Origin of the sequence: Micrococcus sp. FDAARGOS_333 (assembly GCF_002206575.2) — a bacterium.
Lineage (GTDB): Bacteria > Actinomycetota > Actinomycetes > Actinomycetales > Micrococcaceae > Micrococcus > Micrococcus lylae.
This window is the reverse complement of the sequence record NZ_NJFJ02000001.1, coordinates 207,398-233,390: the sequence shown is the minus strand read 5'-3', so window position 1 is coordinate 233,390 and position 25,993 is coordinate 207,398. Positions and strand designations below refer to the sequence as shown.

Genomic DNA, 25,993 nt, shown 5'->3' with positions numbered 1-25,993 from the left:
GCCTCGCTTCTCCTCGTCGTGCCCGGTCAGCGGCCGTTTCCCGACTGACATGGGCGTTCTCGTGCCGCGGAGGGTGAGCCTCAGCGTCCTTGGACTCTACCGCCCACCGGCCGCCGGGCGGGGTCGCGTGAAGCGGCGGGGGAGGAGGCCTAGCTGTGATGTCCAGCCAGGTTGTTGAGCCTGGTGATGGGTGGGGCTCCGATCGCGGAGTGGACCCGGTGGTGATTGTAGAAGTGGATCCAGCCGGGAAGGGCATCTCGGCGTTCGGTCTCACTGGTGTAGAACCGGGCGTAGGCCCATCCGTCGGCCAGGGTGCGGTGGAAACGTTCGATCTTCCCGTTGGTCTGCGGTCGATACGGTCGGGTCCGTTTGGCAGTGATGCCCAGCTCGGTGCAGGCCTGGCTCCACGCGGCGGATCTGTATGCCGAGCCGTTGTCCGACAGCACCCGTTCCACCGTGACGCCACGGTCGGCGAACCACGCGACGGCCCGGCGTAGTACACCGATCGCGGTTTCCTTGCGTTCATCGGCGTGCATCTCGACGTAGACGACCCGGGAGTGGTCATCGATCACGGTGTGCAGGTGTCCCACCCCGAGCCTGGGCTGGTACCGGTGGTCGCGGGTGCCTTTGAAGCGCCCTGGGTTTCGTTCCGATCCAACTGAAGGAGAATCGGAACATGCCCAAGAAGTTCAGCCCCGAGCTGCGTGAGCGCGCCGTGCGGATGGTCCTGGAACGCCAAGCCGCTCAAGGAGGGCCTCGCTCGCACTCCATCCGAGCCATCGCCCCGCAGGTCGGAGTCGGTGAAGAGACGCTGCGGATGTGGTGCAACCGCCACGGCCACGAGATCACCCAGGCGCCGGCCGGAGAGGATCTGCAGCAGGAGAACAAGCGCCTCAAACGCGAGCTCGCTGAAGCCAAGCGCGCGAACGAGATCCTCAAAGCCGCCTCGGCTTTTTTCGCAGCGGAACTCGACCGCCCCACGACGAGATGATCGCGTTCATCGACGAACACCGCGATCAGTTCGGGGTCGAGGCCATCTGCCGCACCCTTGGTGCGACGGAATGTGGGTTCATCACCTCCCGGGCCTACCGTGCCGCGAAGAGACGACCTGCCTCCGCGCGGGCCCTGCGAGACGTCCTGCTCCTGGAGGAGCTCAAGCGGATCCATGCGGAGAACTACAGCGTCTACGGGGTGCGCAAGATGCACCACGCGATGGCCCGTGCCGGCTGGCAGGTAGGCCGGGACCAGATCGCCCGTCTGATGAAGGCCGCCGGCCTGCAGGGGGTGCGCCGTGGCCGCAAGCCGGTCACCACGCGTCCTTCCGGTATGCCGGATGCACGGCCGGATCTGGTCGAACGCCACTTCACCGCCGAGCGCCCGCACCAGCTGTGGGTCGCTGACATCACCTACGTCAGGATTCTGGGCGGGTTCTGCTACGTCGCGTTCATCACCGACGTCTTCACCCGCCGCATCGTGGGCTGGGCCGTCTCGGCCTCGCTCCACACCACGGGGCTGCCGCTACTGGCCCTCGAACACGCTCTCCTGAGCACCGGTGCAAGCCGTGGCCGCCAAGGCCTGATCCACCACTCGGACCGAGGCGCCCAGGGTGGATTCAATCGGTCGTCGCAACACCCTCTCGGAATCACTGGAGGTATGGGCGATGGCAAGCAAGGACTGGGCGAGGAAGATCAGTGACGTGCCCGAGGGGACACGTCGGCAGTGGAGAGCGGATCGGGCTTTGCGGGCCCCGATGCGCTCTCCTGGCAGGCCGCAGCCCTCACGGGAGGTCCAACGCCAGTTCTGGCGGGTGATCGCCACCGGCGTCACCACGGTCGAGGCATCCCTGAGGGTGGGTGTGTCCTGGCCCGTCGGGGCGCGCTGGTTCCGCCACGCTGGCGGGATGAGCCCACTGCCCCTGGCCGAGCCCACCGGCCGGTACCTGTCCTTCGCTGAGCGTGAGGAGATCGCGATCCTCCACGCCCAGGGCCACGGGGTCCGCCAGATCGGGCGTGCCCTGGGACGTGCCCCGGGCACGATCAGTCGTGAGCTGCGCCGCAACTGCGCTACACGTTCCGGGAGGAAGGAGTACCGGGCCACAGTGGCGCAGTGGAAGGCCCAAGAGGCAGCCAAGCGGCCCAAGCCGGCGAAACTGGCCACGAACCAGCGGCTGCATGACTACGTCCAGGCGCGGCTGAACGGGGTGGTCCTGGGCCCTGATGGCGTGGCCGTGCCAGGACCGGTCGGGCCAGGGTTCAAGGGGCGGAAGATGAAACCGCGCCGGGCGGACCGGCGGTGGTCCACGGCGTGGAGTCCTGAGCAGATCAGCCGCCGGCTGCGCCTGGAGTTCCCGGATGATGTGTCCATGCGGATCTCTCATGAAGCGATCTATCAGTCCCTGTTCATCCAGGGGCGTGGGGCGCTCAAGCGTGAGCTCGTCGCGTGCCTGCGTACCGGGCGGGCTCTGCGCGAGCCGCGGGCACGTACCCGGAACAAGCCCCAGGGCCACGTCACCGAGGATGTGGTGTTCAGCAAGCGCCCACCCGAGGCCGCTGATCGTGCTGTGCCCGGCACTGGGAAGGGGACCTGATCATCGGAACAGGGCGTTCAGCGATCGGGACGCTGGTCGAGCGCTTCAGCCGGGCCACGATCCTGGTCCACTTGCCCCGCCTGGAGGGATGGGGTGAGCGGTCGCCGGTGAAGAACGGGCCGTCGCTGGGTGGGTACGGGGCTGAGGCGATGACCGCGGCCCTGATCAAGGCGATGGCGACGGTGCCGGAGCAGCTGCGTCAGAGCTTGACGTGGGATCGGGGCAAGGAGCTGGCCGGGCATGTCCAGTTCACGATGGCCACGGGCACGAAGGTGTTCTTCGCTGACCCCCACTCGCCGTGGCAGCGGCCGACGAACGAGAACACGAACGGGGTGCTGCGGCAGTACTTCCCCAAGGGCACGGACCTGTCGAGATGGTCGGCCGAGGACCTCGCAGCAGTCGCGTACACGCTGAACAACAGGCCCAGGAAGGTCCTGGACTGGAAGACTCCCGCGGAGGTCTTCGCCGAGCAGCTACGCTCGCTCTCAACGCACGGTGTTGCAACGACCGGTTGAACCCGCCGTCTACACCTCGAAGGCCTACGCCGCGCTCTGCGAGCAGCTGGGCGTGACCCAGTCCACGGGCGCGGTCGGCACGAGTGCCGACAACTCACTCGCGGAAAGCTTCAACGCCACGCTCAAGCGCGAACTCCTCGCCGGCCGGTCAGCGTTCCCGGACCAGGCCACCGCCTACCGGGCCGTGTTCCGGTGGGCGAACCGCTACAACACTCGCCGGCGCCACTCCGCGATCGGCAACATCAGCCCGAACGCCTACGAAGCCGCACGCTCCGCTACGCTTGCGGAAGCGGCATAACCGAACCGACACCGTGTCCACGATCAAGGGCCAAGGCCCGAGAACCGCTCCGCGCGCTACCCGTCCCCAGACCCACCTGACCCTCCACCGCCTCACGGTCGGACCGACGAGCCAGCAGGTCACGAGCATCCCGTATGACCATTCCCTTGTGGTAACCATGACCTGGTTTCCGGCACGCGCGTCAGCGACCGGAACGAGCCACTGTCCTGATGGGTGTGCCGGGCAGGAATCGCCATATGGGGACACGGTTTTGTCCACGGCCTCGAGATGAGATGGTGTCCTCAGGAGTGGTCGATGATCCACTGGGCGGCGCGGTTTCCGTCGCGGACGGCTCCCTCCATTGTGCCCGGTCGTTCGCTGCGGTCGGCACCGGCCATCAGGACCCGCCCGTATGTAGACCTCAGGAGCGGCCCGTAGTGGGTGAGCTGATCCGGGGCGAAGGCCGGATAGGCTCCGCCGGCGTATCGCTGGCGGCCCCCGCGAGGGCCTGGAAGCCTGGGGCGGAGAGGTGGAATCCCCCTTCGGGACCCTCGGGCACCTCGACGAGGATGCCGACCGGGACGAAGAGCAACAGAAGATCTCATAGGATCGCGCCCCGATTCGGGGGCGAGACCGCTACGGAGGGAGCTGACTACGCTGAGCGGATTCGGATTGGTGCTGGCGCTGGCCGCGCTGCCGGCACTGGGCAACTTCATGGGCGGTGTGACCGCCGAGCTGGTCAGGGTCTCCGAGCGCACGCTGAGCCTGGCCCTGCACCTGGCGGCGGGCATCGTGCTGGCCGTGGTCGGACTGGAGCTGATGCCCGAGGCCCTGGACTCGCCGGCCCCCTGGGTGCCGATCGTGGCGTTTGTGGTCGGCGGGGCCGCCTTCATCGGGTTGGAACGCGCGATCGGCTCCATCCACCGTCGCGTCGGCGGGCAACAGGGTGACACCGGCCCGCTGGCGATCTACTCCGGGGTGGCGATCGACCTGTTCAGCGACGGGGTGATGATCGGCACCGGCACCCTGCTGGACCCCCGACTGGGGCTGCTGCTGGCCCTGGGCCAGGTCCCGGCCGATCTCCCCGAGGGATTCGCCGCCGTGGCCACCCTGCGCAAGGCCGGCACGCCCCGCAGGGTCCGGCTGGTGATGTCACTGGCCTTCGCCGCGCCCATCCTCCTCGGGGCCGCCCTGGGCTACTTCGCCCTGCGCGATGCCCCCGAGCTGGCCACGCTGTCCGTACTGGCCCTCACCGGCGGGATCCTGACCAGTGTCGTAGTCGAGGAGATGATCTCCGAGGCCCACGAGGGCAAGACCAGCCGCCTCGATCCGCTCTTCCTGACCGGCGGCTTCGCCCTGTTCGCCCTCATCTCCGTCTACCTGGCCTGACACCGCGACCGGCCCAACGCTGCATCGCCACTTCTCAGTGGACAGGGTGCGCCGCCACGTAGCTTCAAGAAGGCCACCACTTCTCTCTGGAACCGCTGATCCGCGAATCGGGCCGATGATGTCCTCATGGACGAACAAGAAGGGTGCCTGTGCATCTCGCACGAACACTGCAAATCTGGTGTGCTCACCACCGGCGCGACTCCCTCGAACTTCTCGAGACAGCTACCTGCCGCTGATTCCGAATTGGCCCGGCAGCTAACGAAGGCCCGGATCCACCGGTGCGCCACCCGTTCGCGGGGCGGGCTGCCGGATTGCCCTATCATGGGTTCTCAAGGAGGCGACCTGTGACAAGTGTGCGAACCCGCGAGTGGGGTGGGCTGGAGCGTGAGTTGCTGCGTCTGCTGCGGGAGCAGGCTGCGCCAGTGAGCGCGCGCCAGTTGCAGGATCTGTTCGCTGAGCCGGTGCCCGCGTACACGACGCTGATGACCGCGCTCACTCGGCTGGAGCGCAAGGCCCTGATTGTGCGCGTCGAGGAGTCGCCCCGCAAGGTCCGGTTCTCCATTCGGCGCTCCGACGGGCAGGACGTCAGCGTCTCGATGATGTCGGCGCTCGACGAGGCCGGCGATCGACAGGCTGCGCTGCTGGCATTCGCGGGGAACCTCGACGATGACGATGTGGCGCTGCTGCGGTCGACGTTCGCCCAGAAGCGCCGGAAGCGGTGACGAGCGGACCATGTCCCTCTTGCTGGTGTTCGGGTGCGCAGGCGGCGCTGTTCTGACAGCGTTCCTGGCACCTCTGGTACTGACGGTGGGGCGCTGGCAGATGCTGCATCCCAGACTCGCGCTCACCGCGTGGTTGGCGTCGTTCTTCCTCGGTATCCTTCTCGTCCTGACCGCACTGCTCGTCAGCATTGTCGGGGCAGTGACCGCTTCATCGGTGCATCCCCACACCGAAGCGGTACTGCTGACGGCCGCGGCATGGCTGGGGCTGGGCGGGTTCGGAGCTGCGATCGCTTTCATCACGGCGTCCGCTTCCACCGTCGTAGCCCATGACGGTGTGACGGAACGGGCGTTCACGGCACTCGCCTGCTCGCGCGAGGAACGAAGCCACTTCACCCTGGTGCGCTTCGAATCGGATCAGCATGTCGCTTGTGCTGTGCCTGGGCGACATCCCGAGATCCTGGTGTCGACGGCGATGGAGGCAGCCTTGTCATTGCCGCAGTTGCACGCCGTCCTCGCGCACGAGTACGCGCACTTGCGTGGGCGGCACGGCTGGGCGATCCGCATCGCCCGGGTCAACGCGGCTTGCCTGCCCAATACCAGACCGGGCCAGGCGTTTCAGCAGGCCATGCGGCTGTTGATCGAGCTGGCTGCAGATGACACGGCCGCCCGGCAGGCCGGGCCGGCGAATCTCGCCAACGCGCTCTCCACCCTCGCGGAGATCACGGACGCCGAAGGCATGCGGTTGCGCGCGGAGCGTCTGGCCGCGCGTCGGTGGCCGCCGTCGAAGCAACGCCGGCTGCCCGAGGCGGTCCGCATCGCCGCCTCCGCGTGATCCGCGGCCGCGACCAAGCTCACCCTCATTGACATCTTGTAGAGTTAGAGGGGAATGAAGGTTCAGGCTTACGGAAGGGCTTGTGAGTATGGGTGAGTCCGAGTTCGTGGTGAACGGCATGACATGTGAGCACTGCGCGCGAGCACTCACATCGGCATTGTCCGACGTGCAGGACGTGACGGTCGCCGACGTGAACCCCGTCAGTGGACGGGTGCTGCTGCGGCATGCCGGAACTCTGGACAGGGACGCGGTCGCAGCGGCTGTCGGCGACGCCGGCTACGAGGTGGTCTCGTGGGCACATCCTCCCCAGTGACAACCCCCTCAGCCACCCCTGCCGTTGAGCCCCGCGAAGATGAACACCTCGTGGTCCGTCATCCTCGATGGCAGCTTGCCCTGACAGTGACGGCGCTGGCGCTTCTGGCCGTCGCGCCGGCGGTGGTCACGACCGTGCGCGCCGGAGCGGAGCCCTACGAGCGGCTCTTCCTGGGCTTTCCCGGGCTCGATGTCGGTGTTGCCACGGCCGTCGGACAGGCCATCGCGGATACGGCATCGACCGTCACGGTCGGTGCGCTGCTGTGGTTGCTGTTCTTCCGAACCGCGCGGGGACGTGATGCGGCGCGGCTGGGAGGCTCGATCGAGCTGTCAGTGCTGCAGATCGCTTCTGTGATCTGGGCGACGGCGGCGATGGCGATGGTCGTCTTCGAGATGTCCGACAGCAACGGCATCCCGTTCTCGCGCCTCGGCGAGCCTGGCGCAGTCCCGGTTCTCTACGAAGCCAGTGCCTTTCCGCAGGCATGGACCGTCACGGCGGGCGCAGCGATGGTGGTCTTCTTCATGAGCATGTTCGCCGACCGGTGGACGGGCCTGCTCATCCCGCTGTGGGCGTCCGTCTTCGGCGTGCTCGCCCCGGTGGTGGTGGGGCAGATTCTGGTCGGTCCGGATCACGATTTCGGCAGCGACGCCGGCATCTATCAGGCGTTGGTCGCCGCAGCGGTGTTCGGCCTGCTGGTAGTCGCGACGATCCGCGTGCTGTCCGGGCGGCCGATCGCCCCGGAGATTCTTGTCCGCCTGTTTGCGACGCTCGCCGTGCTGTTGCCGGTGCTCATCGCAGCGGACGTGCTCTTGGCGTGGTTCAAGCTCGCCGGCAGCGGACTGTTCGACTCCGTGACGGGCTGGCAGATCCTGCTCCGTGCAGCCGGCTGGCTGATCGCGGGAACGGCGATCTGCGCGGGGTGGGTATGGTGGCGGCGGGGCCGGCTGACCGCGCGCCGCATCACTGGCCTGCTGCTCGTCTCGACGGTTGCGGCCGGTATCTGGCTGGGCGTGTCGGCGGCGATGACGCGCATCCCGCCACCGCAGTACTTCGTGCCCACGAGCATTTCCCAGGTCTACCTCGGCTTCGAGGTTCCCGACGAGCCCACATTCGACGTGCTGTTCACGCAGTGGCGGCCGAACCTGCTTTTCCTCGTCCTCGCGATCGCGGCCGTGACGGTGTATCTGTGGGCGGTGCGCGTTCTGCGGCGTCGGGGCGATCGGTGGCCGATCGGTCGCACGGTGTCGTGGATCGCCGGGTGGGGCGTGGTCGTGTTCGCCACGAGCTCTGGGTTCGGAAAGTACTCCGCCCCGGACTTCGGGATCCACATGATCGTGCACATGAGCCTGAACATGCTCGCGCCGATCCTGCTGGTGATGGGCGGCGTGCTGACGCTGCTGCTGCGCGCGACGCGCTCCGACGACTCCCGGCCCGCTGGACCGCATGAGTGGATCACCTGGGTGCTGCGCTGGCGGGTGTTGCGGTTCGTGTTCAACCCACTGATTGTATTCGCCCTCTTTGTCGGTTCGTACTACGGGCTGTACTTCACGGGCATTTTCGGGGAGTACATGCGCTTCCACTGGGCGCACCAGTTGATGAACGTGCACTTCCTCATCGCCGGGTACCTGTTCTATTCGCTCGTGATAGGTGTGGACCGGCCGCCGCAGCCGTTGCCGCACATCGGCAAGCTCGGGTTCGTGTTGGCGGCGATGCCGTTCCACGCGTTCTTCGGCGTGATCCTCATGAGCAGCGAAGAGATCATCGCGGAGAACTTCTACCGCTCCCTCGCCCTGCCCTGGGCCGACCTGCAGGCGGCGCAGTATCTGGCGGGCGGCGTGGCATGGGCCGGTGGTGAACTTCCGCTGCTGATCGTCATCATCGCGCTCGGCGTCCAGTGGTCCCGGCAGGACGCCAAGGACGCCCGCCGCAAGGACCGGCACCTCGATACCGGTCGCGACGACGAGTTCGAACAGTACAACCGGATGCTCGAGCAACTCGCCGCCCGGCCTGCTCGCCAGCCCGCGCCCGGCCGCCGCGACGCAGACCAGGAGAACAACACATGACTACCACCGACCCCCGCCCGGCCGCCGAAACGACGCTGTCCGTCGAACCGGTGCAGCTGGATGTGTCCGGCATGACCTGCGCGGCATGCGCAGGACGCGTCGAACGCACCCTCAACAAGCTCGATGGCGTGAGCGCGAGCGTGAACTATGCCACAGAACGCGCGATCGTCACCGGTCTCACCGCGGACCGGGTCGGTGACGCCGTCCAACGGGTGGAGAAGGCCGGCTACGGAGCACGGGTGCACGATGACGCCGACGATGCATGGTCGCGGCGGGCCACTGAGGTCCGGATCGGTTCGCTGCGCAGGAGGCTATTGCTCTCGGCGATCCTGACGGTGCCGCTGATGGATATCACCATCGTCCTCGCGCTCGTGCCCGGCTGGCGGTTCCCCGGCTGGGAGTGGGTGTGCGTGCTGCTGGCGCTGCCGATCGTGGGCTGGGCGGCATGGCCGTTCCACCGGGCCACGCTCCGGAACCTGCGGCACGGGTCGGTCAGCATGGACACCCTCGTCTCCCTCGGCATCGCCGCCTCGTTCGGTTGGGCGGCGCTCACGCTGCTGTTCGGGCTCGGGCAGGAGGGAACAGGATACTGGCTCGGGTTCGGGGTCACCCCCGAGGGCGCGAACTCCATCTATCTCGATGTCGCCGCGGGGATGACCACCTTCCAGCTCGCCGGCCGCTACTTCGAGACCCGCTCGCGTCGCAAGGCCGGCGACGTGCTCGGGGCCCTCAACCAGCTTGCGGCCACCCACGTGCGGATCCGAACCGGCGACACCGAGACGATCAAGCCCGCGGCGTCACTGCGCGTCGACGACGTCTTCGTCGTCCTTCCCGGCGAGACGATTCCCGCCGATGGCACGATCACCGCCGGCACCGCGGCGGTCGACGCGAGCATGCTCACCGGTGAGCCGCTCCCGGCAGATCTCGGCGTCGGCGATGCCGTGGTCGCCGGGACGATCAGCACGAACGGACGCCTGGAGGTGTCCGCCACCAGCGTCGGCGCGCACACTCAGCTCGCGCAGATGGCGGCACTGGCCGAACAGGCCCAAGCCCGCAAGGCCCGGGTCCAGACGCTCGTCGACCGGGTCACCACGTACTTCGTGCCCGCCGTCATCGTGCTGGCGATCCTCGTCACCGTCGGCTGGATGCTCGCCGGGACCCCGTTCGAGGACGCATTCGGCATCGGAATCGCGGTGCTCATCATCGCCTGCCCCTGCGCCCTGGGATTGGCGACCCCGACCGCGCTCATGGTTGGCATCGGCCGCGGCGCAACCCTCGGCATCCTCGTCAAGGGCCAGGACGCCCTGGAAGCCAGCGGCACCATCACCACCGTCGTACTCGACAAGACCGGCACCCTCACGACCGGCGAGATGACCGCGCGCACTCTCATCCCGGCAGACGGGGTCGGTGAAGACGAGCTCCTCCGGATCGCCGCGTCGGTCGAACACGGCTCTGAGCACATCATCGCCCGTGCCATCACCACAGCCGCCGACGCCCGGCGGACCGGCCGAGACCAGGCCACCGGTTTCGTCACTCATCCCGGCCGCGGGATCACCGCCATGATTCGCGGTGAAATCGCCGTGGTCGGCAGCCCCACATTCCTGCGAGAGCACGGCATCGCCGTCGAAGGTGCCGACGACGGGGGCCAGACGGATTCAGGAGCGGAGACCGCCGTCCTCGTCGCCCACGGCGGCCGGCTCCTCGGGCGCATCGGGCTCAGCGATGCGATCAAGCCCGGCGCTCGGACAGCGATCGCCGCGCTGCACCGCCAGGGCATGAAGACCGTACTGCTCACCGGTGACACCCGGACCGCCGCAGAGCACACCGCCGAACGGCTGGGCATCGACACCGTCATCAGCGGCGTGCTCCCGGCCGACAAGGCCGGCACGATCCGTGATCTGCAAGCCCGAGGCGAGCGGGTCGCGATGGTCGGCGACGGGATCAACGACGCTGTCGCCCTCGCCGCGGCCGACCTCGGCCTCGCCGTCGTCTCCGGCACCGACATCGCCTTGAAGTCCGCCGACATCATCCTCGTCCGCGACGACCTCGCCGTCATCCCCGACGCTATCGGCCTCTCCCGCCGCACCCTGCGCACCATCAAGACCAACCTCGGCTGGGCGTTCGGCTACAACATCGCAGCCATCCCCATCGCCGCCGCCGGCCTGCTCAATCCGCTTATCGCCGCCGCAGCGATGGCCCTGTCCTCGGTCCTGGTCGTCTACAACAGCCTCCGTCTGCAGAACTTCCGCCGCGCCGACTGACCACCCCCGATTAGCTCTACATCTTGTAGTAGAGTCGGGCTATGATCGTCGCGCCGTGGAATCTCATCCTGACCATCGTCTTCGTCTACACGGGGGTGGTGTTGGCCATCAGCCTCATCGCCTGGCTCCGCAGACCGCGAGTCGAGCGGCGGTTCGACGGCGAGGTGCTGGCCGATGTCAACCACATCCTGATGTCCGCGGCGATGATCTGGATGTCCTGGTCGATGGAATCCGAGCTCGCCCTCGGGCTCCAGGTCGCCCTCTTCGCCGCCCTCACCGTCGGCCTCCTGCTGTTCCTGCCCGGCGCAAGGACGACCACGCAGCGCCTCGATCTCGGCTGGCACGTCGTGCTGAACGCGGCGATGATCTGGATGCTCGCTGCCATGCCGCTGCTCATGGCCGACATGGCCATGGGCCATGGCACGAGCACGGATCATGGAATGAACATGGACATGAGTGGCGAAGGACACCCCGCCATGATGGGAACGCCGATGTGGGCGGACGTCGTCAACACCGTCTTCGTCGTCCTCTGTGTCGCGGTCGCGCTGTGGTGGGTTTACCGTGCCGTCACCGCGAAGGGGCACCGGCTGCACGTGAGCGTCCACGCCGTGAAGGGAGCGGGCATGGCTGCCATGCTCGTACTCATGAACTGACCACTGTCAGTCCTGCCTCTTGGTCGCACAGGCACGCATGCCGTGTGTTCCACACCCCACGATAGAAAAAGGACGGCCATGCAGGATCAGCACGCGCGCCTGCTCCGCGCTGCCGTGGTGACCGTCGTCATACTGGCTCTTTCAACGGGGGCACATTTAGGGGCTCTTCGCAGCTGAGAGTGTAGTCGGGTTGGGCGCGTCGGTCGCTGGATAGGGGTCGAGGCCCTCCGAGGATGGAAGTTCTGACACTGCCCATCCTGAGGACCTCGACATGGATCACGCTACCTTCGTTCGCCCTGACCTGACCACGTTCTGCCGTCTCGACGAGCTCGGCCTCGAGGCCGTCGGACAGCGGGTTGAGCCTGATCGTGCGGTGATCCAGTGCCGGGTCCTGGAGCCGGACCCGTGGTGCAGGGAGTGCGGGGCCGAGGGCGTGCCCCGAGACACGGTGATCCGCCGGTTGGCGCACGAGCCGTTCGGGCACCGGCCCACGACCTTGATGGTCCGGGTCCGCCGGTACCGGTGTGTTACCTGCCGTCGGACGTGGCGGCAGGACACGTCGAAGGCCGCGGCGCCGCGGGCGAAGATCACCCGTGGCGGGGTGGGCTGGGCGCTGACCGGTGTGGTCGTGGACCACCTCACCGTCAGCCGCGTCGCTGCCGGGCTGGGAGTGTCCTGGCATACCGCCAACGAGGCGGTCATCGCCGAGGGCAAGCGGGTGCTGATCGACGATCCGGCCCGGTTCGCCGGGGTCACCACCATCGGGGTCGATGAGCACGTGTGGCGTCACACGCGCCACGGCGACAAGTACGTGACCGTGATCATCGACCTCACCCCGGCCCGGAACAAGTCCGGGCCCGCGCGGCTGCTGGACATGGTCGCGGGCCGGTCGAAGGCCGTGTTCAAGCAGTGGCTGGCCGATCGTCCTCGGGCGTGGCGGGACGGGGTGGAGGTCGTCGCGATGGACGGGTTCACCGGGTTCAAGACCGCTGCCGCCGAAGAGCTACCCACCGCAGTACCGGTCATGGATCCGTTCCACGTCATCCGTCTGGCAGGTGAGGGACTGGACCGGTGCCGGCAGCGCGTCCAGCAGCACACCCTCGGGCACCGGGGCCGGGCCGGGGACCCGCTCTACCGGGCGCGGCGGACCCTGCAGACCGGCGCGGACCTGCTCACCGACACCCAGCGCGCCCGGCTGGACACGGTATTCGCGGCAGACGAGCACGTCCAGGTCGAAGCGACCTGGGGCATCTACCAGCGGATGGTCGCCGCCTACCGCGAGCCCAACAAGACCACGGGCAAGCAGAGGATGCGAGCGGTCATCGAGTCGGTCGCCAGCGGCGTCCCAGACGCGCTGGTCGAGATCCGCACACTCGGCCGGACGCTGAAGCAGCGCGCCGCAGACGTGCTCGCCTTCTTCGACCGGCCCGGGACCTCGAACGGGCCGACAGAGGCCATCAACGGCCGACTCGAACACCTCCGCGGCTCCGCCCTCGGCTTCCGCAACCTCACCCACTACATCGCCCGATCTCTACTCGAGGCCGGCGGATTCAGACCCCGACTACACCCTCAACTGCGATGAGCCCATTTAGGTGGCGGCGGAACCCTGCCGCCGCTGAGAGTCTTTGCCGTGCTGGCCGCTCTCACCATGCTCGGCGTCATTCTCATCGCTAAACGGACGCTGAGAGCTCCGGCTCTCGTGGCCGTCCTCGGTGGCGGCCAGTTCGCGCTCCACCATGCTTTCGGGTTCTTCACCACGGCGGCGGCTGTGTGTGCGCCGGCTTCCGCGCATCTTCACCATTCGGCGATCGTGTGCACCGGCGAGTCGGTGGCATCGCACCAGCACATCGATGGTGGCACGGGTGCGGTGATGTTGTCGGCGCACGTCGTTGCGACTCTGGTGACCGCTGTCGCGATCACCCGTGGAGAGGAAGCGCTTCACGCGGCGACGGTATGGCTGTACCCGAGGTTGTTCCAACCGCTGGGGCCGGCCCCTACGCCCCTGCTGCCGGAAGTCCGGGCCATTGGGCGCGGGCGTTGCCCACACGCCGTGCCATTCCTGGTATCACCGCCGCTGCGCGGACCACCCGCCTTTCACTAGTCCCAGTGCTCATTCCCATATTCTGTGCCGTCTCATGAGACGGCACGCAGTGAAAGGTTTGCCATGAAAGGGACTGCTGCACCGATAGGTGACAGGGTGGGTTAGGCTGCCTGAGCGGCCGGTGTGGTCATGATGGTCTCGTATTCGATGGGGGTCAAGCGGCCCAGGGCTGTTTGCCGGCGGCGACGGTGGTAGGTCCGTTCGATCCAGGTGACGATCCCGATCCGCAGCTCCTGGCGGGTCTTCCACTGGCGGCGGTCCAGGACGTTCTTCTGCAGGAGCGCGAAGAAGCTCTCCATCGCGGCGTTGTCCCCGGCCGCTCCGACCCGGCCCATGGAGCCGACCATGGCGTGGCGGTGCAGGGCGCGCACGAATTTCCGGGATCGAAATTGAGACCCTCGGTCCGTGTGGACCACGCAGCCGGCCACGTCACCGCGGCGGGCGACGGCGTTGTTGAGCGCCGCGACCGCGAGCTGGGACTTCATCCGGTCGCTGATGGAGTAGCCCACGATCCGGTTGGAGTACACGTCCTTGATCGCGCAGAGGTAGAGCTTGCCTTCTGTGGTGCGGTGTTCGGTGATGTCGGACAGCCACAGCTCGTTCGGCCCCTGGGCGGCGAAGCGGTGACGCCTCGCGCCGTGCTCGTCGAGGTAGGCGCATAGGTCGTCGTGGACCGGCGGGCCGGGCTTGGTGCCGTTCTTGCCGCGCTTCTTGCCGAACGCAGACCACCAGCCGTTGGTCGAGCAGATCCGCCAGGCGGTGCGCTCGGCCATCGGTTCACCGGCGTCGCGCGCTTCCTCGACCAGGTACCGGTAGCCGAACTCCCGGTCATCGGTGTGGGCGTCGAACAAGGCGTTGGCGCGGTAGGCCTCGGTGAGTTCGGCGTCGGTGACCGGGGTGGCGAGCCAGCGGTAGTAGGGCTGGCGGGAGAGCTTCAGGACCCGACACGTCACCGTGACGGGGATACCGTCGGCGGCGAGCTCCTTCACGAGCGGGTAGAGCCTTTTGACGGCAGGTTGGCCTGCGACAGGTAGGCCGCGGCGCGGCGCAGCACCTCGTTCTCCTGCTCCAGCAGCCGGATGCGCTTCTTGGCCTCCCTGAGCTCGGCGTGCTCGGGGGCACCCGTTCCGGGCTTGGCGCCGTCCTCGACGTCGGCCTGGCGTATCCAGTTGCGCACACAGGACTCGGCGATGCCGAAATCCGCGGCGATCTGCTTGATGGTCTGGCCGGGTTCACGGTCACGGACGACGCGCACGACGTCGTCGCGGAACTCCTGGGGGTAGGGCTTAGGCACGGTGTTCATCCTTCCAGCAACGCCTCACAGCGTCACAGATCAGATGTCACCTATTCGTGCAGCAGTCCCAAATTCCGCCGTACCCTGTTGGCCTCCGCCGCGACCGCGGGTTTGCTGACCGCGGTCGTCGCTTCCCCGGCCAGCGCCCACGTCACCGTCGAGCCGACCACCACTGATGCGGGCGCGTACACCGTGTTGACCCTCGCGGCCTCGCACGGCTGTGAGGGATCACCCACGACCTGAATCGCTCCGGGTCTGGTGGAGGCTCTGATCCAACGGAAGGATGCAGAGCATGCCCGCACCACGGAAGTACCCCGACGAGCTCCGCGAACGCGCCACGCGGATGACGCTGGAAGCCCGTCAAGACCCCGCCACGAGGACCGGAGCATTCCGCCGCGTAGGAGAACAGCTCGGGATCAATCCCGAGACGCTGCGCAACTGGGTCCGCCAAGCCGAGATCGACCACGGCCACCGCCCCGGAATTACGACCAGCGAAGCCGCCCGGGTGGCCGAGCTGGAGAAGGAGAACCGTGAACTACGGCGGGCGAACGCGATCCTGCGCTCGGCGTCGGCTTTCTTCGCGGCGGAGCTCGACCGCCCACAGCGCTGATCGTGGACTACATCGACGAACACAAGCACGAGTTCGGTGTCGAGCCGATCTGCGCCACGCTGTCCGCGGCAGGCACACAGATCGCACCGAGCACGTACTACGCGGCCAAGACGCGCCCTCCTTCAGTGCGTAGCCTGCGCGATGAGCAGGTGCTCGTGGAAATCCGGCGGGTGCATGAGGCCAACTACGGGGTCTACGGGGCCCGGAAGGTCCACGCGCAACTGCGGAGGGAGGGCCTGCAGGTGGCCAGGTGCACGGTGGAGCGGCTCATGCGAGCCGCAGGCCTGCGCGGGATCAGCCGCGCGAAGGGACCGAGGACCACGGTCCCAGGCCGCGGCCCGGATGAGCGTCAAGACCTGGTCCAGCGAGACTTCACCGCGGCGGCTCCGAACCAGCTGTGGGTCGCTGACATCACCTACTGCCGCACTTTCAGCGGATGGGTGTACGCCGCGTTCATCATCGACGTGTTCTCCCGACGGGTGCTGGGCTGGCAGCTGTCGAAGTCGTTGCGCACGGACCTGGCCCTGGACGCGTTGGAGATGGCGTTCTGGACGCGTCAGCGCGCAGGCCAAGACGTGGCCGGGCTACGGCATCACAGCGATAAAGGAGTCCAGGGTGGATTCAATCGGTCGTCGCAACACCCTCTCGGAATCACTGGAGGTATGGGCGATGGCAAGCAAGGACTGGGCGAGGAAGATCAGTGACGTGCCCGAGGGGACACGTCGGCAGTGGAGAGCGGATCGGGCTTTGCGGGCCCCGATGCGCTCTCCTGGCAGGCCGCAGCCCTCACGGGAGGTCCAACGCCAGTTCTGGCGTGTGATCGCCACCGGTGTCACCACGGTCGAGGCATCCCTGACTGTGGGCGTGTCCTGGCCCGTCGGGGCGCGCTGGTTCCGTCACGCTGGCGGGATGACCCCGCTGTCCTTAGCCGAGCCCACCGGCCGGTATCTGTCCTTCGCTGAGCGTGAGGAGCTCGCGATCCTCCATGCCCAGGGCCAGGGGGTCCGTCAGATCGCACGCACGCTGGGACGTGATCCCGGCACGATCAGCCGTGAGCTGCGCCGTAACTGCGCCACTCGTTCCGGGAAGCAGGAGTACCGGGCCACGGTGGCGCAGTGGAAGGCCCAGGAAGCTGCCAGGCGGCCCAAGCCGGCGAAGCTGGCCACGAACCAGCGACTGCACGACTACGTCCAGGCACGCCTGAACGGGGTGGTCCTGGGCCCCGATGGCGTGGCCGTGCCGGGACCGGTCGGGCCCGGTTTCAAGGGGCGGAAGATGAAACCGCGCCGGGCGGACCGGCGGTGGTCCACGGCGTGGAGCCCTGAGCAGATCAGCCACCGGCTGCGCCTGGAGTTCCCGGATGATGTGTCCATGCGGATCTCTCATGAAGCGATCTATCAGTCCCTGTTCATCCAGGGGCGTGGGGCGCTCAAGCGTGAACTCGTCGCGTGCCTGCGTACCGGGCGGGCTCTGCGCGAGCCGCGGGCACGTACCCGGAACAAGCCCCAGGGCCACGTCACCGAGGACGTGGTGTTCAGCAAGCGCCCACCCGAGGCCGCTGATCGTGCTGTGCCCGGGCACTGGGAAGGGGACCTGATCATCGGGACCGAGCGTTCAGCGATCGGGACTCTGGCCGAGCGCAAGAGCCGGGCCACGATCCTGGTCCACTTGCCCCGCCTGGAGGGATGGGGTGAGCGGTCGCCGGTGAAGAACGGGCCGTCGCTGGGTGGGTACGGGGCTGAGGCGATGACCGCGGCCCTGATCAAGGCGATGGCGACGGTGCCGGAGCAGCTGCGTCAGAGCTTGACGTGGGATCGGGGCAAGGAGCTGGCCGGGCATGTCCAGTTCACGATGGCCACGGGCACGAAGGTGTTCTTCGCTGACCCCCACTCGCCGTGGCAGCGGCCGACGAACGAGAACACGAACGGGGTGCTGCGGCAGTACTTCCCCAAGGGCACGGACCTGTCGAGATGGTCGGCCGAGGACCTCGCAGCAGTCGCGTACACGCTGAACAACAGGCCCAGGAAGGTCCTGGACTGGAAGACTCCCGCGGAGGTCTTCGCCGAGCAGCTACGCTCGCTCTCAACGCACGGTGTTGCAACGACCGGTTGAACCCGCCCAGTACGTCAGCTTGGCCTACTCCGACGCGCTCATCACCGCCGGGGTGAGCGCCTCGGTGGGCACCGTGGGCGACTCCTATGACAACGCCCTCGCGGAGACCGTGAACGGGCTCTACAAGGCCGAGCTCATCCACTCCAAGCGGGTGTGGGAGTCGACCGAGGCGGTCGAGCTGGCCACCATGGGGTGGGTGCACTGGTGGAACACGCAGCGTCTCCACGAGGCCCTCGGCTACCGCCCCCCAGCGGAGGTTGAGGCGGCCTACACTCACGACCGAGACGTAGCGCCCGTTGCGTCCTGACCTCGGAACGAAACCCAGGGCGCTTCACCTTGTCGGTCCGACGTCGCCGCACGGTGCTTCAGGCCCTGCTGGCGTCCCACGAAGCGGTGCCCACCCCCGTCAGGGATCCGCCCGAACTTCGTGACATCGACGTGGATCATCGACCCGGGGTGAGGGTGCTCGTACCGGCGGACTGGTTCACCGGTGACCCGGTCGATGCGGGCCAGCCGGTTCAGTCGGCAGCGCACGAGCACGGCATGGACCGTGGAGGCTGGCATGCCCAGCTCGCCGGCGATCTGTACCGGGCCGAGCCGGCGTCGCCACCTGGCCTTCACGATCTTCTTCACCACCGCTGGTGGTGTCTTGGTCGGCATCACGTGGGGCCGGCTGGTGCGATCTGTCATTCCGGCCGGTCCTTCGGCCCGGTACCGGGCGGCCCATTTGCGGGCCGTGGGTGGTGAGACCAGGAACATCTTGGCTGCCACGGCCACCGGCCAACCCTCCTCGACGATGAGCTTGGCCAGGCGCAACCGAGCGCGAGGGGTCAGAGCAGCGTTAGCGTGGGACACGAAGGCCTCCTGGGCGTGAAGCGGTTCCTAGACAGCTCCACTCTCGCAACAGGAGGCCTTCACCTATCAGCGAGTCCCGCAACAACGTCCCTGGACATCACACCTAGCCTGAGTCCATGACGTCACCAGGAGCGAGCAGGCAGGACGCGGCCGGGGAGGCCCTCCGGTTTCCCGACCCGCTGCGCCCCGGTGACCGGATCGGCGTCACCGCGCCCTCGGCCGGCGTGGGTGAGGAGGCCCGGCGCCGCTTCGAGGTGGCCGTCTCCTGGCTGACCACCCGCGGCTACGAGGTGGTGCTCGGCGAGTGCCTCGCGGCGGACGGGCACGTCTCTGCGCCACGTGAGCAGCGGGCCGCCGAGCTGACGGCCATGCTCTGCGACCCGACCATCCGCGCCGTCGTCCCACCGTGGGGCGGCCCCGGCACGGCGCTGGACCTGCTGGACCACCTGGACTGGGACGCCGTGCGCGCCGCCGACCCGACCTGGGTGGTGGGGTACTCGGACTGCGTCTCCTTCATGGTGCCGCTGACCCTCCACGCCGGCCTGCCCACCCTGCACGGCGACAACCTCATGGACACCCCCTACGAGGTGCCGGAGGGGCTCGCGCACTGGACGCAGCTCGCCGCGACGCAGGGACCGGCGGGCCAGCGGCGGATCGCCCAGCGGGACAGCGGAGTGCAGGGCTTCTGGGCTCCGCTGGAGGATGCCCACGCGCGAGTGTGGAAGGAGCAGCGGCCCGCCGCCTGGGAGCTGTGGTGGCCGGCGGAGCCGGAGGGGCTGGATGCGCTGTGCTCGCCGGCCGCTCCGGCGGGGGCGGATGCCCCACGGGTGTCGGCAGCTCCAGAGGGGGCCCGCCTGCCCGAGCCCGGTGCCGAACCCCGCCTCGACGTCACCGGCACGCTGATCGGCGGGTGCATCGAAGTGCTGTCCGGGATCGCCGGGACCCGGTACGCAGACGTGTGTGCCTTCGCGAAGGAGCACGGGCCGTTGGTGGTCTACGTGGAGGCCGCCGAGGCGAACGCCTTCGACATCTGCAGGCAGCTGCACACGCTCCGCCTGCACGGTTGGTTCGAGAATGCGGTGGCCGTGCTGGTGGGGCGGACGATGGCACCGAGCGCGGGCTCCGGGGCGGAGACCATGACCCAGCGTGAGGCCGTCCTGGACGCGCTCGCCGGGGTGTCCGGCGCGGACGGTGGGCCGCTGCCGATCGTGTTCGACATGGAGATCGGCCACGTGCCGCCACACCTGCCGCTGCTCAACGGAGCCCGCGCCCGGGTCCAGGTGGACGAGCTGCGCCACGTGATCACCCAGACCTGGTGAGCCCGCGGCTCTGCTGCACACCGAACCCGGGGCAGGCCGCCCTGGCAGCCAGCGGCCAGAGTGATCCGGCCGAGCTGGCGCGGTTCCACACGGCCCGCCTCCCGGTTCCCTGACGTGTTTCTGCGCGGCCGGCCAGCCTTCAGATCGACGAAAGTTCGGCGGATCGAACCAGACAGAGGCGATCTGGCGAAAAACCGTCGATCCTGGCACGTCGCGCGGTGCGCCCGAACCCTCCCGAGCCCGGCGTCCTGCCCGCCGGCACGGTTCGCCCTTAGCCTGGTGGCATGAGCGAGACCACCACCCTGACCGTGTACGGCGCCGACTGGTGCCGTGACTGCATCCGGACCAAGCGCCAGCTCGACGAGCTCGGCGTCGCCTATGACTACATCGACCTCGTGGCCGACCCGACTCGCGCCGACGAGGCCGAGGAGATCTCCGGCCGCACCAACATCCCGGTGGTCGTCTTCCCGGACGGCTCCCACCAGGTCGAGCCGACCAATGACGAGACCGCGGCCAAGCTGCAGGAGCTCGGCCTGGTCTGATTCGGCCGCCACCCGCCGAACCCTCCCCGCACCCAACGATCCACCCACCGGACGAGGGTGCAGCTGCTGTCGCCTCCGCGCGTCTGAGGCGACGACGACCGCACCCTCGTCTGCGTCAGCGGGCGGACCCGGGACTCGTCCTCCGGTCTGACCTGCGCCCACCGAGGTTCACTCCGCATGCTGATGCCGCGGACGTCTGCGGCGAGGAGGCTTGGGGGCATGACTTCGACACCGTCCCCCACCGCTTCGATCCCCTCTCCACCCCTCCACGCGGCGCCCGTCCTCACCGCCCGCGGACTGACGAAGTCCTACGGCTCCGTCCATGCTCTCCTCGACGTGGGCCTGGAGATCGGCCGCGGCGAGTCCGTGGTCGTCATGGGGCCCTCGGGCTCCGGCAAGACCACCCTGCTGCACGTGTTGTCCGGCATCATCGCGCCGGACGCCGGCAGCGTCCTCCTGCACGGCGGCGAGCCCGTGGAGGTCACCACCCTGGGCGAGGGCGCCCGGGCCCGGCTGCGCCGAGAGCGGCTCGGCTTCGTCTTCCAGGACGGGCTGCTGCTGCCCGAGCTCACCGCCGTGGAGAACGTGGCGATGCCGCTGATGCTGCGCGGCACTCCCCGTCCGCAGGCAGAGTCGGTCGCCGCCTCCTGGCTGTCCGCCCTCGGGCTGGCCGGCATGGAGGAGCGTCGCCCCGGCGAGCTCTCCGGCGGTCAGCGACAGCGGGTGGCGATCGCCCGCGCGCAGGCCGGCGAGCCGGACGTGGTCTTCGCGGACGAGCCGACCGGCGCCCTGGACTCGGACACCTCCATGGCCGTCATGGACGCGCTGATCGAGTCCACGGTCTCCGCCGGCCGCACCCTGGTGGTCGTCACCCATGACGACGACGTCGCGGCCCGCTGCGCGCGTCTCGTCCGCGTCCGGGACGGCCGGATCCTCAGCGACGTCCGTCAGGGCTCGGAGGGCGTCCGATGAACCGCGGCGTCCTGTCCCTGTTCCTGTCCCGCCTCTTCGCCGACCGAAGTGTCTGGGGGCTGCCGGTGGCCGCGTTCGCGGTGGTCTCGGCCCTCAGCCTGGGCGTGGCCGGCGGTGCCCACTACTTCTTCACCCTCCAGCTGCCCGACCCCGGGGTCGCCGGCCTGTACAAGCTGCTCTCGGGGCTCGCGCTCGTGCTGCTGCTGTTCCCGCTGACCTCCCTGGCCGGCTCCGCCGCCCGGCTGCTGGCCCGACGCCGGGACGAGCGCCTCTCCTCGCTGCGCCTGCTCGGCGCCTCCACGGCCACCATCACGGGCCTGGCCGTCGCGGAGGCGACCCTCCTGGCGGCGGCGGGTGCCGTCGTCGGGCTGGCCGGGTGGGCCGTGCTGGCCCCCATGATCGCGCTGCTGCCGTTCGCCGGCGGGCGCGTGGGACTGGCCGGCCAGTGGCTCGGCGTCCCGCTGACCCTCGCGGTCCTGGCGGCCGTGGTCCTGCTCGGGGCGCTCTCTGCACTGCTCGGCCTGCGCCGAGTGGCCGTGACGCCGCTGGGCGTGCGCACCCGGCAGCGTCCCCGCGGCGTGGTGTGGGTCCGGGTCCTGGCGGCGGTGGCCGTGCTCGTGGCCGCGCAGGTCGCGGCCTCGGAGATGGGGGTCGCCCGGAGCGAGGCCATGGTGATCGTCCTGGCCGTCGCCGCGCTGGCGGCGCCGCTGATCGCGGTGCAGGCGATCGGGCCGTGGGTGCTGGGCATGACCGCGCGCCGCCGGGCCCGCCGGGCGCGGACGGCCGAGCGCCTCGTGGCCGCCCGGCTCGTGCTGGAGGACCCGCGGCTGGCGTGGCGGCAGGTGGGCGGTGTGGCCCTGACGGTCTACATCGGCACGGTGGGTGGGGCCGGATTCGGCATGGCCGAGGCCTTCCAGGGGGACGACGCCATGATGACCGCAAGCGAGCGGCACCTGGTCGCAGACCTGGGCACGGGCGTGCTCGTCACCATGGTGGTCTCGTTCCTGCTGGCCGCCTGCTCGGTGGCGATCTCCCAGGCGGCGCAGCTGCTGGACCGCGCGGACCTGCACGGCGGTCTGGTGATGGCCGGAATGGACGTGCACACCGTCCATGCGATGCGCCGTCGCGCCGTGATGTCCGCCCTCGGCACGGTGCTGGTGTTCAGCCTGGCTGCGGCGCTCATCTCGGCGGCTCCGGTGATCGGTGCGGCCGCGGTGTTCGCTCCGGTGTCCCTGGTCACCGCCGTCGCCTGCCTGGTGGCCGGCGTGCTGCTGGTCCGCGGCGGCGTGGAGGTCACCCGTCCGGCGTTGCGCCGCAGTCTGACGGCGCACGGGCTGGCGGCCTGACCGGAGGCAGGGCAGGGGCTTGCCCGGCAAGACACTTGCTCCACAAGGTACTTAGGTCTAACCTAGAACCATGTCCCGCAACAAATCGGTCCCCGGCATCCGCCGCGGCGTCGTGGAGCTCGCGCTCCTCGGCCTGCTGGCGGACGACCCCCGCTACGGCCAGCAGATCGTGGACGAGCTCGCCGAGCACCCCGCGCTCGCGCTGACCTCGGGCACCGTCTACCCGCTGGTCTCCCGCCTGCTCAAGGACGGCCTCATCGCCTCCACCTGGCAGGAGTCCCCGGCAGGTCCGCCGCGCAAGGTCTACCACCTCACGGACGCCGGCATCGAGCGCCTGTCCGAACTCACCGCCGCCTGGCGCCTCGTCCGCGACGGCGTCGACCAGATCCTGAAGGAGAAGCGATGAACACGCACGCCCGCCATGACAGCCCCGCCTCCGCCGACCTACGGGCCGTCGCCGAGGACGTGGACCTCCTCCTGGAGCTGGACGCCCGGAACCACGACGACGGCCGCTCGCCCGAGCCCGTCCGCGGCACGGGCACCGTGCTCGGCATGCCCTACGACCTCCGTCGCCCCACGGCCGAGCGCCTCAAGGCGACCTGGTGGGACCCTGCCTCGGAAAAGGTGCTCGTTCCCCGAGCCGTCGGCGCCGGATGGGCTGTGAACTTCGGCGCGCTCGCGGTGAAGCTCGGCGTGATCGAACCGGATGCGGAGGATGTGCCGTTTGCCGCCACCCCGGACGCGGCCTTCCGGGCAGCCGCGGTCGGCCCGGCCGTGCTCGCCGCCGCGGTGCTGGCCCACTACGCGGTCCGCGGCCGCTCGCTGCCCGAGACGCTGCCCAACCATTGGAACCTCGTCGGGGAGGTGGACGGCACGGTGTCGAGGCCGGTCGCCGCGGTCATCGACATCGTCACCGCCACCACGGGCGCCGGTCTCGCCCTCTGTGGAGGGCTCTCCACGAGCCACGGCGGACGGCGTGCCGGTCTGCTCGCCTCCGGCACCGCCGCCGCCGCGGCTGCCGCCATGACCACCGTGGGCCGCGTGGCCGCGCAGGGGAGGGCGCCGTGGTTCGGCCCATCGTTCCTGACCGGGCTCGGTGCTGCCGTGGGCACGAGCCTCCTCGGCCTGGCTCGTGCCGGCCGCCGCGCCGAGCAGCGTCGCGACCTCGGCTGACCCTCAGGCCCGCGGCACCCTCTTCACCCCTCCACTCCAGGACGCGAGCACCACGGCCGCCAGCGCGCCGAGCGTGCCCACCACGGTCCACGCGGACACCGCCGCACCGTCCACGGGGGCCACGGTGTCCAGCAGCAGCGAGCCGAGCAGCTGCCCGGCCACCAGGCCCAGCGTGGTGAGGAACGCGCCGATCCGCGGGACCAGCAGTGCCGAGACCCCGATGAACACGCACCCCAGCGGGCCGCCCATGTACATCCACCACACCGCCGGCAGCGGCCCGGACGCTCCGGCCACCACGGCCTTGCCCAGGTAGATCAGCCCCAGCAGCGCAGTGCCGGCCAGGAAGTTGATCAGGGTGACCGGAATCGGCGAGCCGTAGGCGGCGGACTGCCGGCCGTTGAACACCTGCTGCACGCTCGTGCCGAAGCCGGCCACCACCGGGATCGCGGCCATGAGCAGCCACAGGACGCCGGCTCCCTCCGCGGCACCTGCGTCCGCACCCGCTCCGCCCGTGCTCGCTGCGCCGCCGAGCGCCTCACCGAGCTGCGGCCACACCACCACCAGCACGGCCGCCAGCGCCAGGGCCGCACCCATCAGCCGGCGCGGGCCGATCCGCTGCACACCCGCCGGGGTCAGGCCGAGCCGGTCCACGCCCATGCCGCCGACCACCTGCCCGGTCACCATCGCCACCGTGAACACCGCCACCCCGATCACCGGGATCGTCAGCGACTGTGTGAAGACCAGACACGCACCGATGAACCCCGCGGAGTAGTACCACCACCTCACCTGCCCGCGGCGCAGGGCCGGGAGCACCTCGCTCGCCGCCCGCCGCCCGGAGGGCACCAGCAGGGTCACCAGCGCCATGGCGGCCAAGCCGGAGGTGAAGGACATCAGTGCGGCCAGGATCGGGTCCGCCACGGCGCTGGAGAGGGCCGAGTTCACCCGCCCCTGCAGCGGAGTGACGGCGCCGGCCACCAGGGAGAGGGCGAACAGGACAGCCATGAGGGTGCGGGGCGAGGCGGAGGCGCGCGCCGTCGTCGTGGTCTGCTCAGGCAAGGCTGATCCTCCTCACCAGGCCGGCGGTCCCCGCCGGATCCAGCACGGCCGCCGGGTGCGGTCCGGCGGCGGTGAGCCGCTCGGTCAGCTCCCGGCTCTCGACGACGGCCCCCTCCCAGGTGCGTCCGTCGGGGCTGAGGCGTCCCCCGAGCAGGCCGCCGGCGGCGAGGACCGCGTTGCCGTAGGACAGCCGTTCGAGCATGGTCGCGTCGGCGAGGGTCCATACGCCCGTGAGCCGGGCGTCCAGGCAGGCGGCCTCGAGCTCGCGGGCCTGGTCGGCGAGGAGGTGCAGGCCGGTCTCGTCCCCGAAGTTGACCAGCAGGACGCCGGCGGGGGAGAGCAGGCCCAGCAGGTCGGTGTAGAAGCCGCGGCCGGCCCGGTGGGGTGCGGTGTCGGCGCCGGCATCGATGTCCAGGACCACGGCGTCGAAGCTGCGGCCGGCCAGGGACGGTGCGGCGTCGCGGGCGTCGGCCACCAGGGAGGTCAGCGCGGTGCCCTCGGGCAGGGGCAGTTCGGCGGTGACGAAGGAGACGAGCTCGCGGTCGATGTCCACCACGGTCTGGGCGGAGCCCGGGCGGCTGGTCTGCACGTAGCGGGGGAGTGTGAGGGCGCCGGCGCCCAGGTGAAGGACGTCGATCGGTTCCCCGGGCGGGGCCAGGACGTCCAGCACGTTGGCCATGCGGCGCAGGTACTCGTACCGGATGTGGCCGGGGCGGGAGAGGTCCACGTGGGACTGGATGTGCCCGCCGATCTGAAGGACGTGGCCGCTGCCGTGCTCGTCCGGGAGGATGCGCGCGAGCTCCCCGGAGACACCGAGATGGACCGAGCGCGGCGCGGAGGACCCGGGCGGCGGCGCGGAGGACCCGGGCGGCGGCGCGGAGGACCCGGGCGGCGGCGCGGAGGGGCTGGAACTGGGGGCCATGCGGACCAGTATGGACCTGCGGTGGGTACGGAGACCATCTCACCATGCGACCATGATGTCCATAATATGGACTCCCGTG

General features: G+C 69.3%; 24 protein-coding genes, 5 pseudogenes and 2 other annotated features. Of the genes and pseudogenes, 22 read left to right on the top strand and 7 right to left on the bottom strand.

Annotation, left to right across the window (positions count from 1 at the left end; genetic code table 11):
• Positions 1-149 precede the first annotated feature (149 nt).
• Positions 150-614: pseudogene (locus CEQ11_RS01155) on the bottom strand (DDE-type integrase/transposase/recombinase); the annotation flags it as partial.
• A gap of 62 nt (positions 615-676) precedes the next feature.
• Here CEQ11_RS01155 and CEQ11_RS01150 point away from each other — a divergent pair.
• From CEQ11_RS01150 to CEQ11_RS01135, 4 genes and pseudogenes are all read left to right on the top strand, one after another.
• The gene (locus CEQ11_RS01150) at positions 677-991 is read left to right on the top strand and encodes a transposase (RefSeq protein ID WP_088477477.1); all 315 of its coding nucleotides are present in this window, start codon (positions 677-679) and stop codon (positions 989-991) included.
• Positions 949-1,082 (top strand) — a sequence feature (AL1L pseudoknot). It overlaps the preceding gene by 43 nt.
• Positions 988-1,695: an IS3 family transposase gene (locus tag CEQ11_RS01145; RefSeq protein ID WP_088477476.1), complete on the top strand. Its 708-nt coding sequence runs from the start codon at positions 988-990 to the stop codon at positions 1,693-1,695. It overlaps the preceding feature by 95 nt. Before CEQ11_RS01150 ends, CEQ11_RS01145 begins: the two co-directional genes overlap by 4 nt.
• A gap of 205 nt (positions 1,696-1,900) precedes the next feature.
• Positions 1,901-3,102, top strand: a pseudogene (locus CEQ11_RS01140) (IS30 family transposase).
• Positions 3,103-3,106: 4 nt separating this feature from the next.
• A pseudogene (locus CEQ11_RS01135) lies at positions 3,107-3,400 on the top strand (transposase); the annotation flags it as partial.
• 281 nt (positions 3,401-3,681) lie between these two features.
• Here CEQ11_RS01135 and CEQ11_RS13410 read toward each other — a convergent pair.
• On the bottom strand, positions 3,682-3,984 hold the full coding sequence (locus CEQ11_RS13410; RefSeq protein ID WP_193762959.1) for an FAD-dependent oxidoreductase: 303 nt from the start codon (positions 3,982-3,984) through the stop codon (positions 3,682-3,684).
• Between the two features lie 70 nt (positions 3,985-4,054).
• On the opposite strand from CEQ11_RS13410, the gene CEQ11_RS01130 reads away from it, so the two are divergent.
• From CEQ11_RS01130 to CEQ11_RS01095, 8 genes are all read left to right on the top strand, one after another.
• On the top strand, positions 4,055-4,768 hold the full coding sequence (locus CEQ11_RS01130; RefSeq protein ID WP_227718883.1) for a ZIP family metal transporter: 714 nt from the start codon (positions 4,055-4,057) through the stop codon (positions 4,766-4,768).
• Positions 4,769-5,112: 344 nt separating this feature from the next.
• Positions 5,113-5,490 (top strand): BlaI/MecI/CopY family transcriptional regulator, encoded by a 378-nt coding sequence (locus tag CEQ11_RS01125; RefSeq protein ID WP_088477474.1) that lies wholly within the window; start codon positions 5,113-5,115, stop codon positions 5,488-5,490.
• Between the two features lie 10 nt (positions 5,491-5,500).
• Positions 5,501-6,322 (top strand): M56 family metallopeptidase, encoded by an 822-nt coding sequence (locus CEQ11_RS01120; protein WP_088477473.1) that lies wholly within the window; start codon positions 5,501-5,503, stop codon positions 6,320-6,322.
• Positions 6,323-6,410: 88 nt separating this feature from the next.
• Complete coding sequence (locus CEQ11_RS01115; RefSeq protein WP_088477472.1) at positions 6,411-6,635, top strand: heavy-metal-associated domain-containing protein; 225 nt, start codon at positions 6,411-6,413, stop codon at positions 6,633-6,635.
• Between the two features lie 50 nt (positions 6,636-6,685).
• Positions 6,686-8,698, top strand: a complete 2,013-nt coding sequence (locus CEQ11_RS01110) for a cytochrome c oxidase assembly protein (protein WP_088477471.1) — start codon at positions 6,686-6,688, stop codon at positions 8,696-8,698.
• Positions 8,695-10,959, top strand: a complete 2,265-nt coding sequence (locus CEQ11_RS01105; RefSeq protein WP_088477470.1) for a cation-translocating P-type ATPase — start codon at positions 8,695-8,697, stop codon at positions 10,957-10,959. Before CEQ11_RS01110 ends, CEQ11_RS01105 begins: the two co-directional genes overlap by 4 nt.
• 41 nt (positions 10,960-11,000) lie before the next feature.
• Positions 11,001-11,612, top strand: a complete 612-nt coding sequence (locus CEQ11_RS01100) for a DUF5134 domain-containing protein (protein ID WP_088477469.1) — start codon at positions 11,001-11,003, stop codon at positions 11,610-11,612.
• Between the two features lie 271 nt (positions 11,613-11,883).
• Positions 11,884-13,194 (top strand): ISL3 family transposase, encoded by a 1,311-nt coding sequence (locus tag CEQ11_RS01095; protein ID WP_036316278.1) that lies wholly within the window; start codon positions 11,884-11,886, stop codon positions 13,192-13,194.
• Between the two features lie 6 nt (positions 13,195-13,200).
• Here the strand turns inward: CEQ11_RS01095 and CEQ11_RS12655 are convergent, their stop codons facing one another.
• Both CEQ11_RS12655 and CEQ11_RS01090 read right to left on the bottom strand, forming a co-directional pair.
• Entirely contained in the window at positions 13,201-13,554 is a 354-nt protein-coding gene (locus tag CEQ11_RS12655) for a hypothetical protein (protein WP_127913430.1), read from the bottom strand.
• Positions 13,555-13,814: 260 nt separating this feature from the next.
• A protein-coding gene (locus CEQ11_RS01090) for an IS3 family transposase (RefSeq protein ID WP_102957539.1) occupies positions 13,815-15,007 on the bottom strand; the annotation gives its coding sequence in 2 pieces (ribosomal slippage) (positions 13,815-14,720 and positions 14,723-15,007; 1,191 coding nt in all).
• 292 nt (positions 15,008-15,299) lie between these two features.
• Between CEQ11_RS01090 and CEQ11_RS01085 the strand changes: the two genes are divergently transcribed.
• From CEQ11_RS01085 to CEQ11_RS01070, 4 genes and pseudogenes are all read left to right on the top strand, one after another.
• Positions 15,300-15,617, top strand: coding sequence for a transposase (locus CEQ11_RS01085; RefSeq protein ID WP_006943480.1), 318 nt, complete (start codon positions 15,300-15,302; stop codon positions 15,615-15,617).
• Positions 15,578-15,706: a sequence feature (AL1L pseudoknot), on the top strand. (Overlaps the previous gene by 40 nt.)
• Positions 15,620-16,321: an IS3 family transposase gene (locus CEQ11_RS01080; RefSeq protein ID WP_088477467.1), complete on the top strand. Its 702-nt coding sequence runs from the start codon at positions 15,620-15,622 to the stop codon at positions 16,319-16,321. It overlaps the preceding feature by 87 nt.
• A 205-nt stretch (positions 16,322-16,526) precedes the next feature.
• A complete protein-coding gene (locus CEQ11_RS01075) occupies positions 16,527-17,729 on the top strand; it encodes an IS30 family transposase (protein ID WP_102957538.1) in 1,203 nt (400 codons plus the stop codon).
• 4 nt (positions 17,730-17,733) lie between these two features.
• Positions 17,734-18,036, top strand: a pseudogene (locus CEQ11_RS01070) (integrase core domain-containing protein); the annotation flags it as partial.
• 41 nt (positions 18,037-18,077) lie between these two features.
• Here the strand turns inward: CEQ11_RS01070 and CEQ11_RS01065 are convergent.
• A pseudogene (locus CEQ11_RS01065) lies at positions 18,078-18,584 on the bottom strand (leucine zipper domain-containing protein); the annotation flags it as partial.
• Between the two features lie 116 nt (positions 18,585-18,700).
• Between CEQ11_RS01065 and CEQ11_RS01060 the strand changes: the two are divergent.
• From CEQ11_RS01060 to CEQ11_RS01035, 6 genes are all read left to right on the top strand, one after another.
• Positions 18,701-19,903 (top strand): LD-carboxypeptidase, encoded by a 1,203-nt coding sequence (locus CEQ11_RS01060; RefSeq protein ID WP_088477465.1) that lies wholly within the window; start codon positions 18,701-18,703, stop codon positions 19,901-19,903.
• Between the two features lie 284 nt (positions 19,904-20,187).
• A complete protein-coding gene (locus CEQ11_RS01055; protein ID WP_088477464.1) occupies positions 20,188-20,445 on the top strand; it encodes a glutaredoxin domain-containing protein in 258 nt (85 codons plus the stop codon).
• A 219-nt stretch (positions 20,446-20,664) separates the two neighbouring features.
• On the top strand, positions 20,665-21,417 hold the full coding sequence (locus CEQ11_RS01050) for an ABC transporter ATP-binding protein (RefSeq protein WP_088477463.1): 753 nt from the start codon (positions 20,665-20,667) through the stop codon (positions 21,415-21,417).
• Positions 21,414-22,763, top strand: a complete 1,350-nt coding sequence (locus CEQ11_RS01045) for a permease (protein ID WP_088477462.1) — start codon at positions 21,414-21,416, stop codon at positions 22,761-22,763. Before CEQ11_RS01050 ends, CEQ11_RS01045 begins: the two co-directional genes overlap by 4 nt.
• Before the next feature lie 70 nt (positions 22,764-22,833).
• Complete coding sequence (locus tag CEQ11_RS01040) at positions 22,834-23,169, top strand: PadR family transcriptional regulator (RefSeq protein WP_088477461.1); 336 nt, start codon at positions 22,834-22,836, stop codon at positions 23,167-23,169.
• Complete coding sequence (locus CEQ11_RS01035; RefSeq protein WP_088477460.1) at positions 23,166-23,936, top strand: DUF1648 domain-containing protein; 771 nt, start codon at positions 23,166-23,168, stop codon at positions 23,934-23,936. Before CEQ11_RS01040 ends, CEQ11_RS01035 begins: the two co-directional genes overlap by 4 nt.
• Before the next feature lie 3 nt (positions 23,937-23,939).
• Here CEQ11_RS01035 and CEQ11_RS13335 read toward each other — a convergent pair whose 3' ends face one another.
• Both CEQ11_RS13335 and CEQ11_RS01025 read right to left on the bottom strand, forming a co-directional pair.
• Complete coding sequence (locus tag CEQ11_RS13335; RefSeq protein ID WP_304442127.1) at positions 23,940-24,992, bottom strand: DMT family transporter; 1,053 nt, start codon at positions 24,990-24,992, stop codon at positions 23,940-23,942.
• The gene (locus CEQ11_RS01025; protein WP_088477459.1) at positions 24,985-25,914 is read right to left on the bottom strand and encodes a spermidine synthase; all 930 of its coding nucleotides are present in this window, start codon (positions 25,912-25,914) and stop codon (positions 24,985-24,987) included. The genes CEQ11_RS13335 and CEQ11_RS01025 overlap by 8 nt, the downstream gene beginning before the upstream one ends.
• Positions 25,915-25,993: the final 79 nt, after the last annotated feature.

Coding starts and splice junctions, on each gene's coding strand:
- CEQ11_RS01150 (WP_088477477.1), top strand. CDS start 677: ATGCCCAAGAAGTTCAGCCCCGAGCTGCGTGAGCGCGCCGTGCGGATG.
- CEQ11_RS01145 (WP_088477476.1), top strand. CDS start 988: ATGATCGCGTTCATCGACGAACACCGCGATCAGTTCGGGGTCGAGGCC.
- CEQ11_RS13410 (WP_193762959.1), bottom strand. CDS start 3,984: ATGAGATCTTCTGTTGCTCTTCGTCCCGGTCGGCATCCTCGTCGAGGT.
- CEQ11_RS01120 (WP_088477473.1), top strand. CDS start 5,501: ATGTCCCTCTTGCTGGTGTTCGGGTGCGCAGGCGGCGCTGTTCTGACA.
- CEQ11_RS01115 (WP_088477472.1), top strand. CDS start 6,411: ATGGGTGAGTCCGAGTTCGTGGTGAACGGCATGACATGTGAGCACTGC.
- CEQ11_RS01105 (WP_088477470.1), top strand. CDS start 8,695: ATGACTACCACCGACCCCCGCCCGGCCGCCGAAACGACGCTGTCCGTC.
- CEQ11_RS01100 (WP_088477469.1), top strand. CDS start 11,001: ATGATCGTCGCGCCGTGGAATCTCATCCTGACCATCGTCTTCGTCTAC.
- CEQ11_RS01095 (WP_036316278.1), top strand. CDS start 11,884: ATGGATCACGCTACCTTCGTTCGCCCTGACCTGACCACGTTCTGCCGT.
- CEQ11_RS01085 (WP_006943480.1), top strand. CDS start 15,300: ATGCCCGCACCACGGAAGTACCCCGACGAGCTCCGCGAACGCGCCACG.
- CEQ11_RS01075 (WP_102957538.1), top strand. CDS start 16,527: ATGACCCCGCTGTCCTTAGCCGAGCCCACCGGCCGGTATCTGTCCTTC.
- CEQ11_RS01060 (WP_088477465.1), top strand. CDS start 18,701: ATGACGTCACCAGGAGCGAGCAGGCAGGACGCGGCCGGGGAGGCCCTC.
- CEQ11_RS01055 (WP_088477464.1), top strand. CDS start 20,188: ATGAGCGAGACCACCACCCTGACCGTGTACGGCGCCGACTGGTGCCGT.
- CEQ11_RS01050 (WP_088477463.1), top strand. CDS start 20,665: ATGACTTCGACACCGTCCCCCACCGCTTCGATCCCCTCTCCACCCCTC.
- CEQ11_RS01045 (WP_088477462.1), top strand. CDS start 21,414: ATGAACCGCGGCGTCCTGTCCCTGTTCCTGTCCCGCCTCTTCGCCGAC.
- CEQ11_RS01040 (WP_088477461.1), top strand. CDS start 22,834: ATGTCCCGCAACAAATCGGTCCCCGGCATCCGCCGCGGCGTCGTGGAG.
- CEQ11_RS01035 (WP_088477460.1), top strand. CDS start 23,166: ATGAACACGCACGCCCGCCATGACAGCCCCGCCTCCGCCGACCTACGG.
- CEQ11_RS01025 (WP_088477459.1), bottom strand. CDS start 25,914: ATGGCCCCCAGTTCCAGCCCCTCCGCGCCGCCGCCCGGGTCCTCCGCG.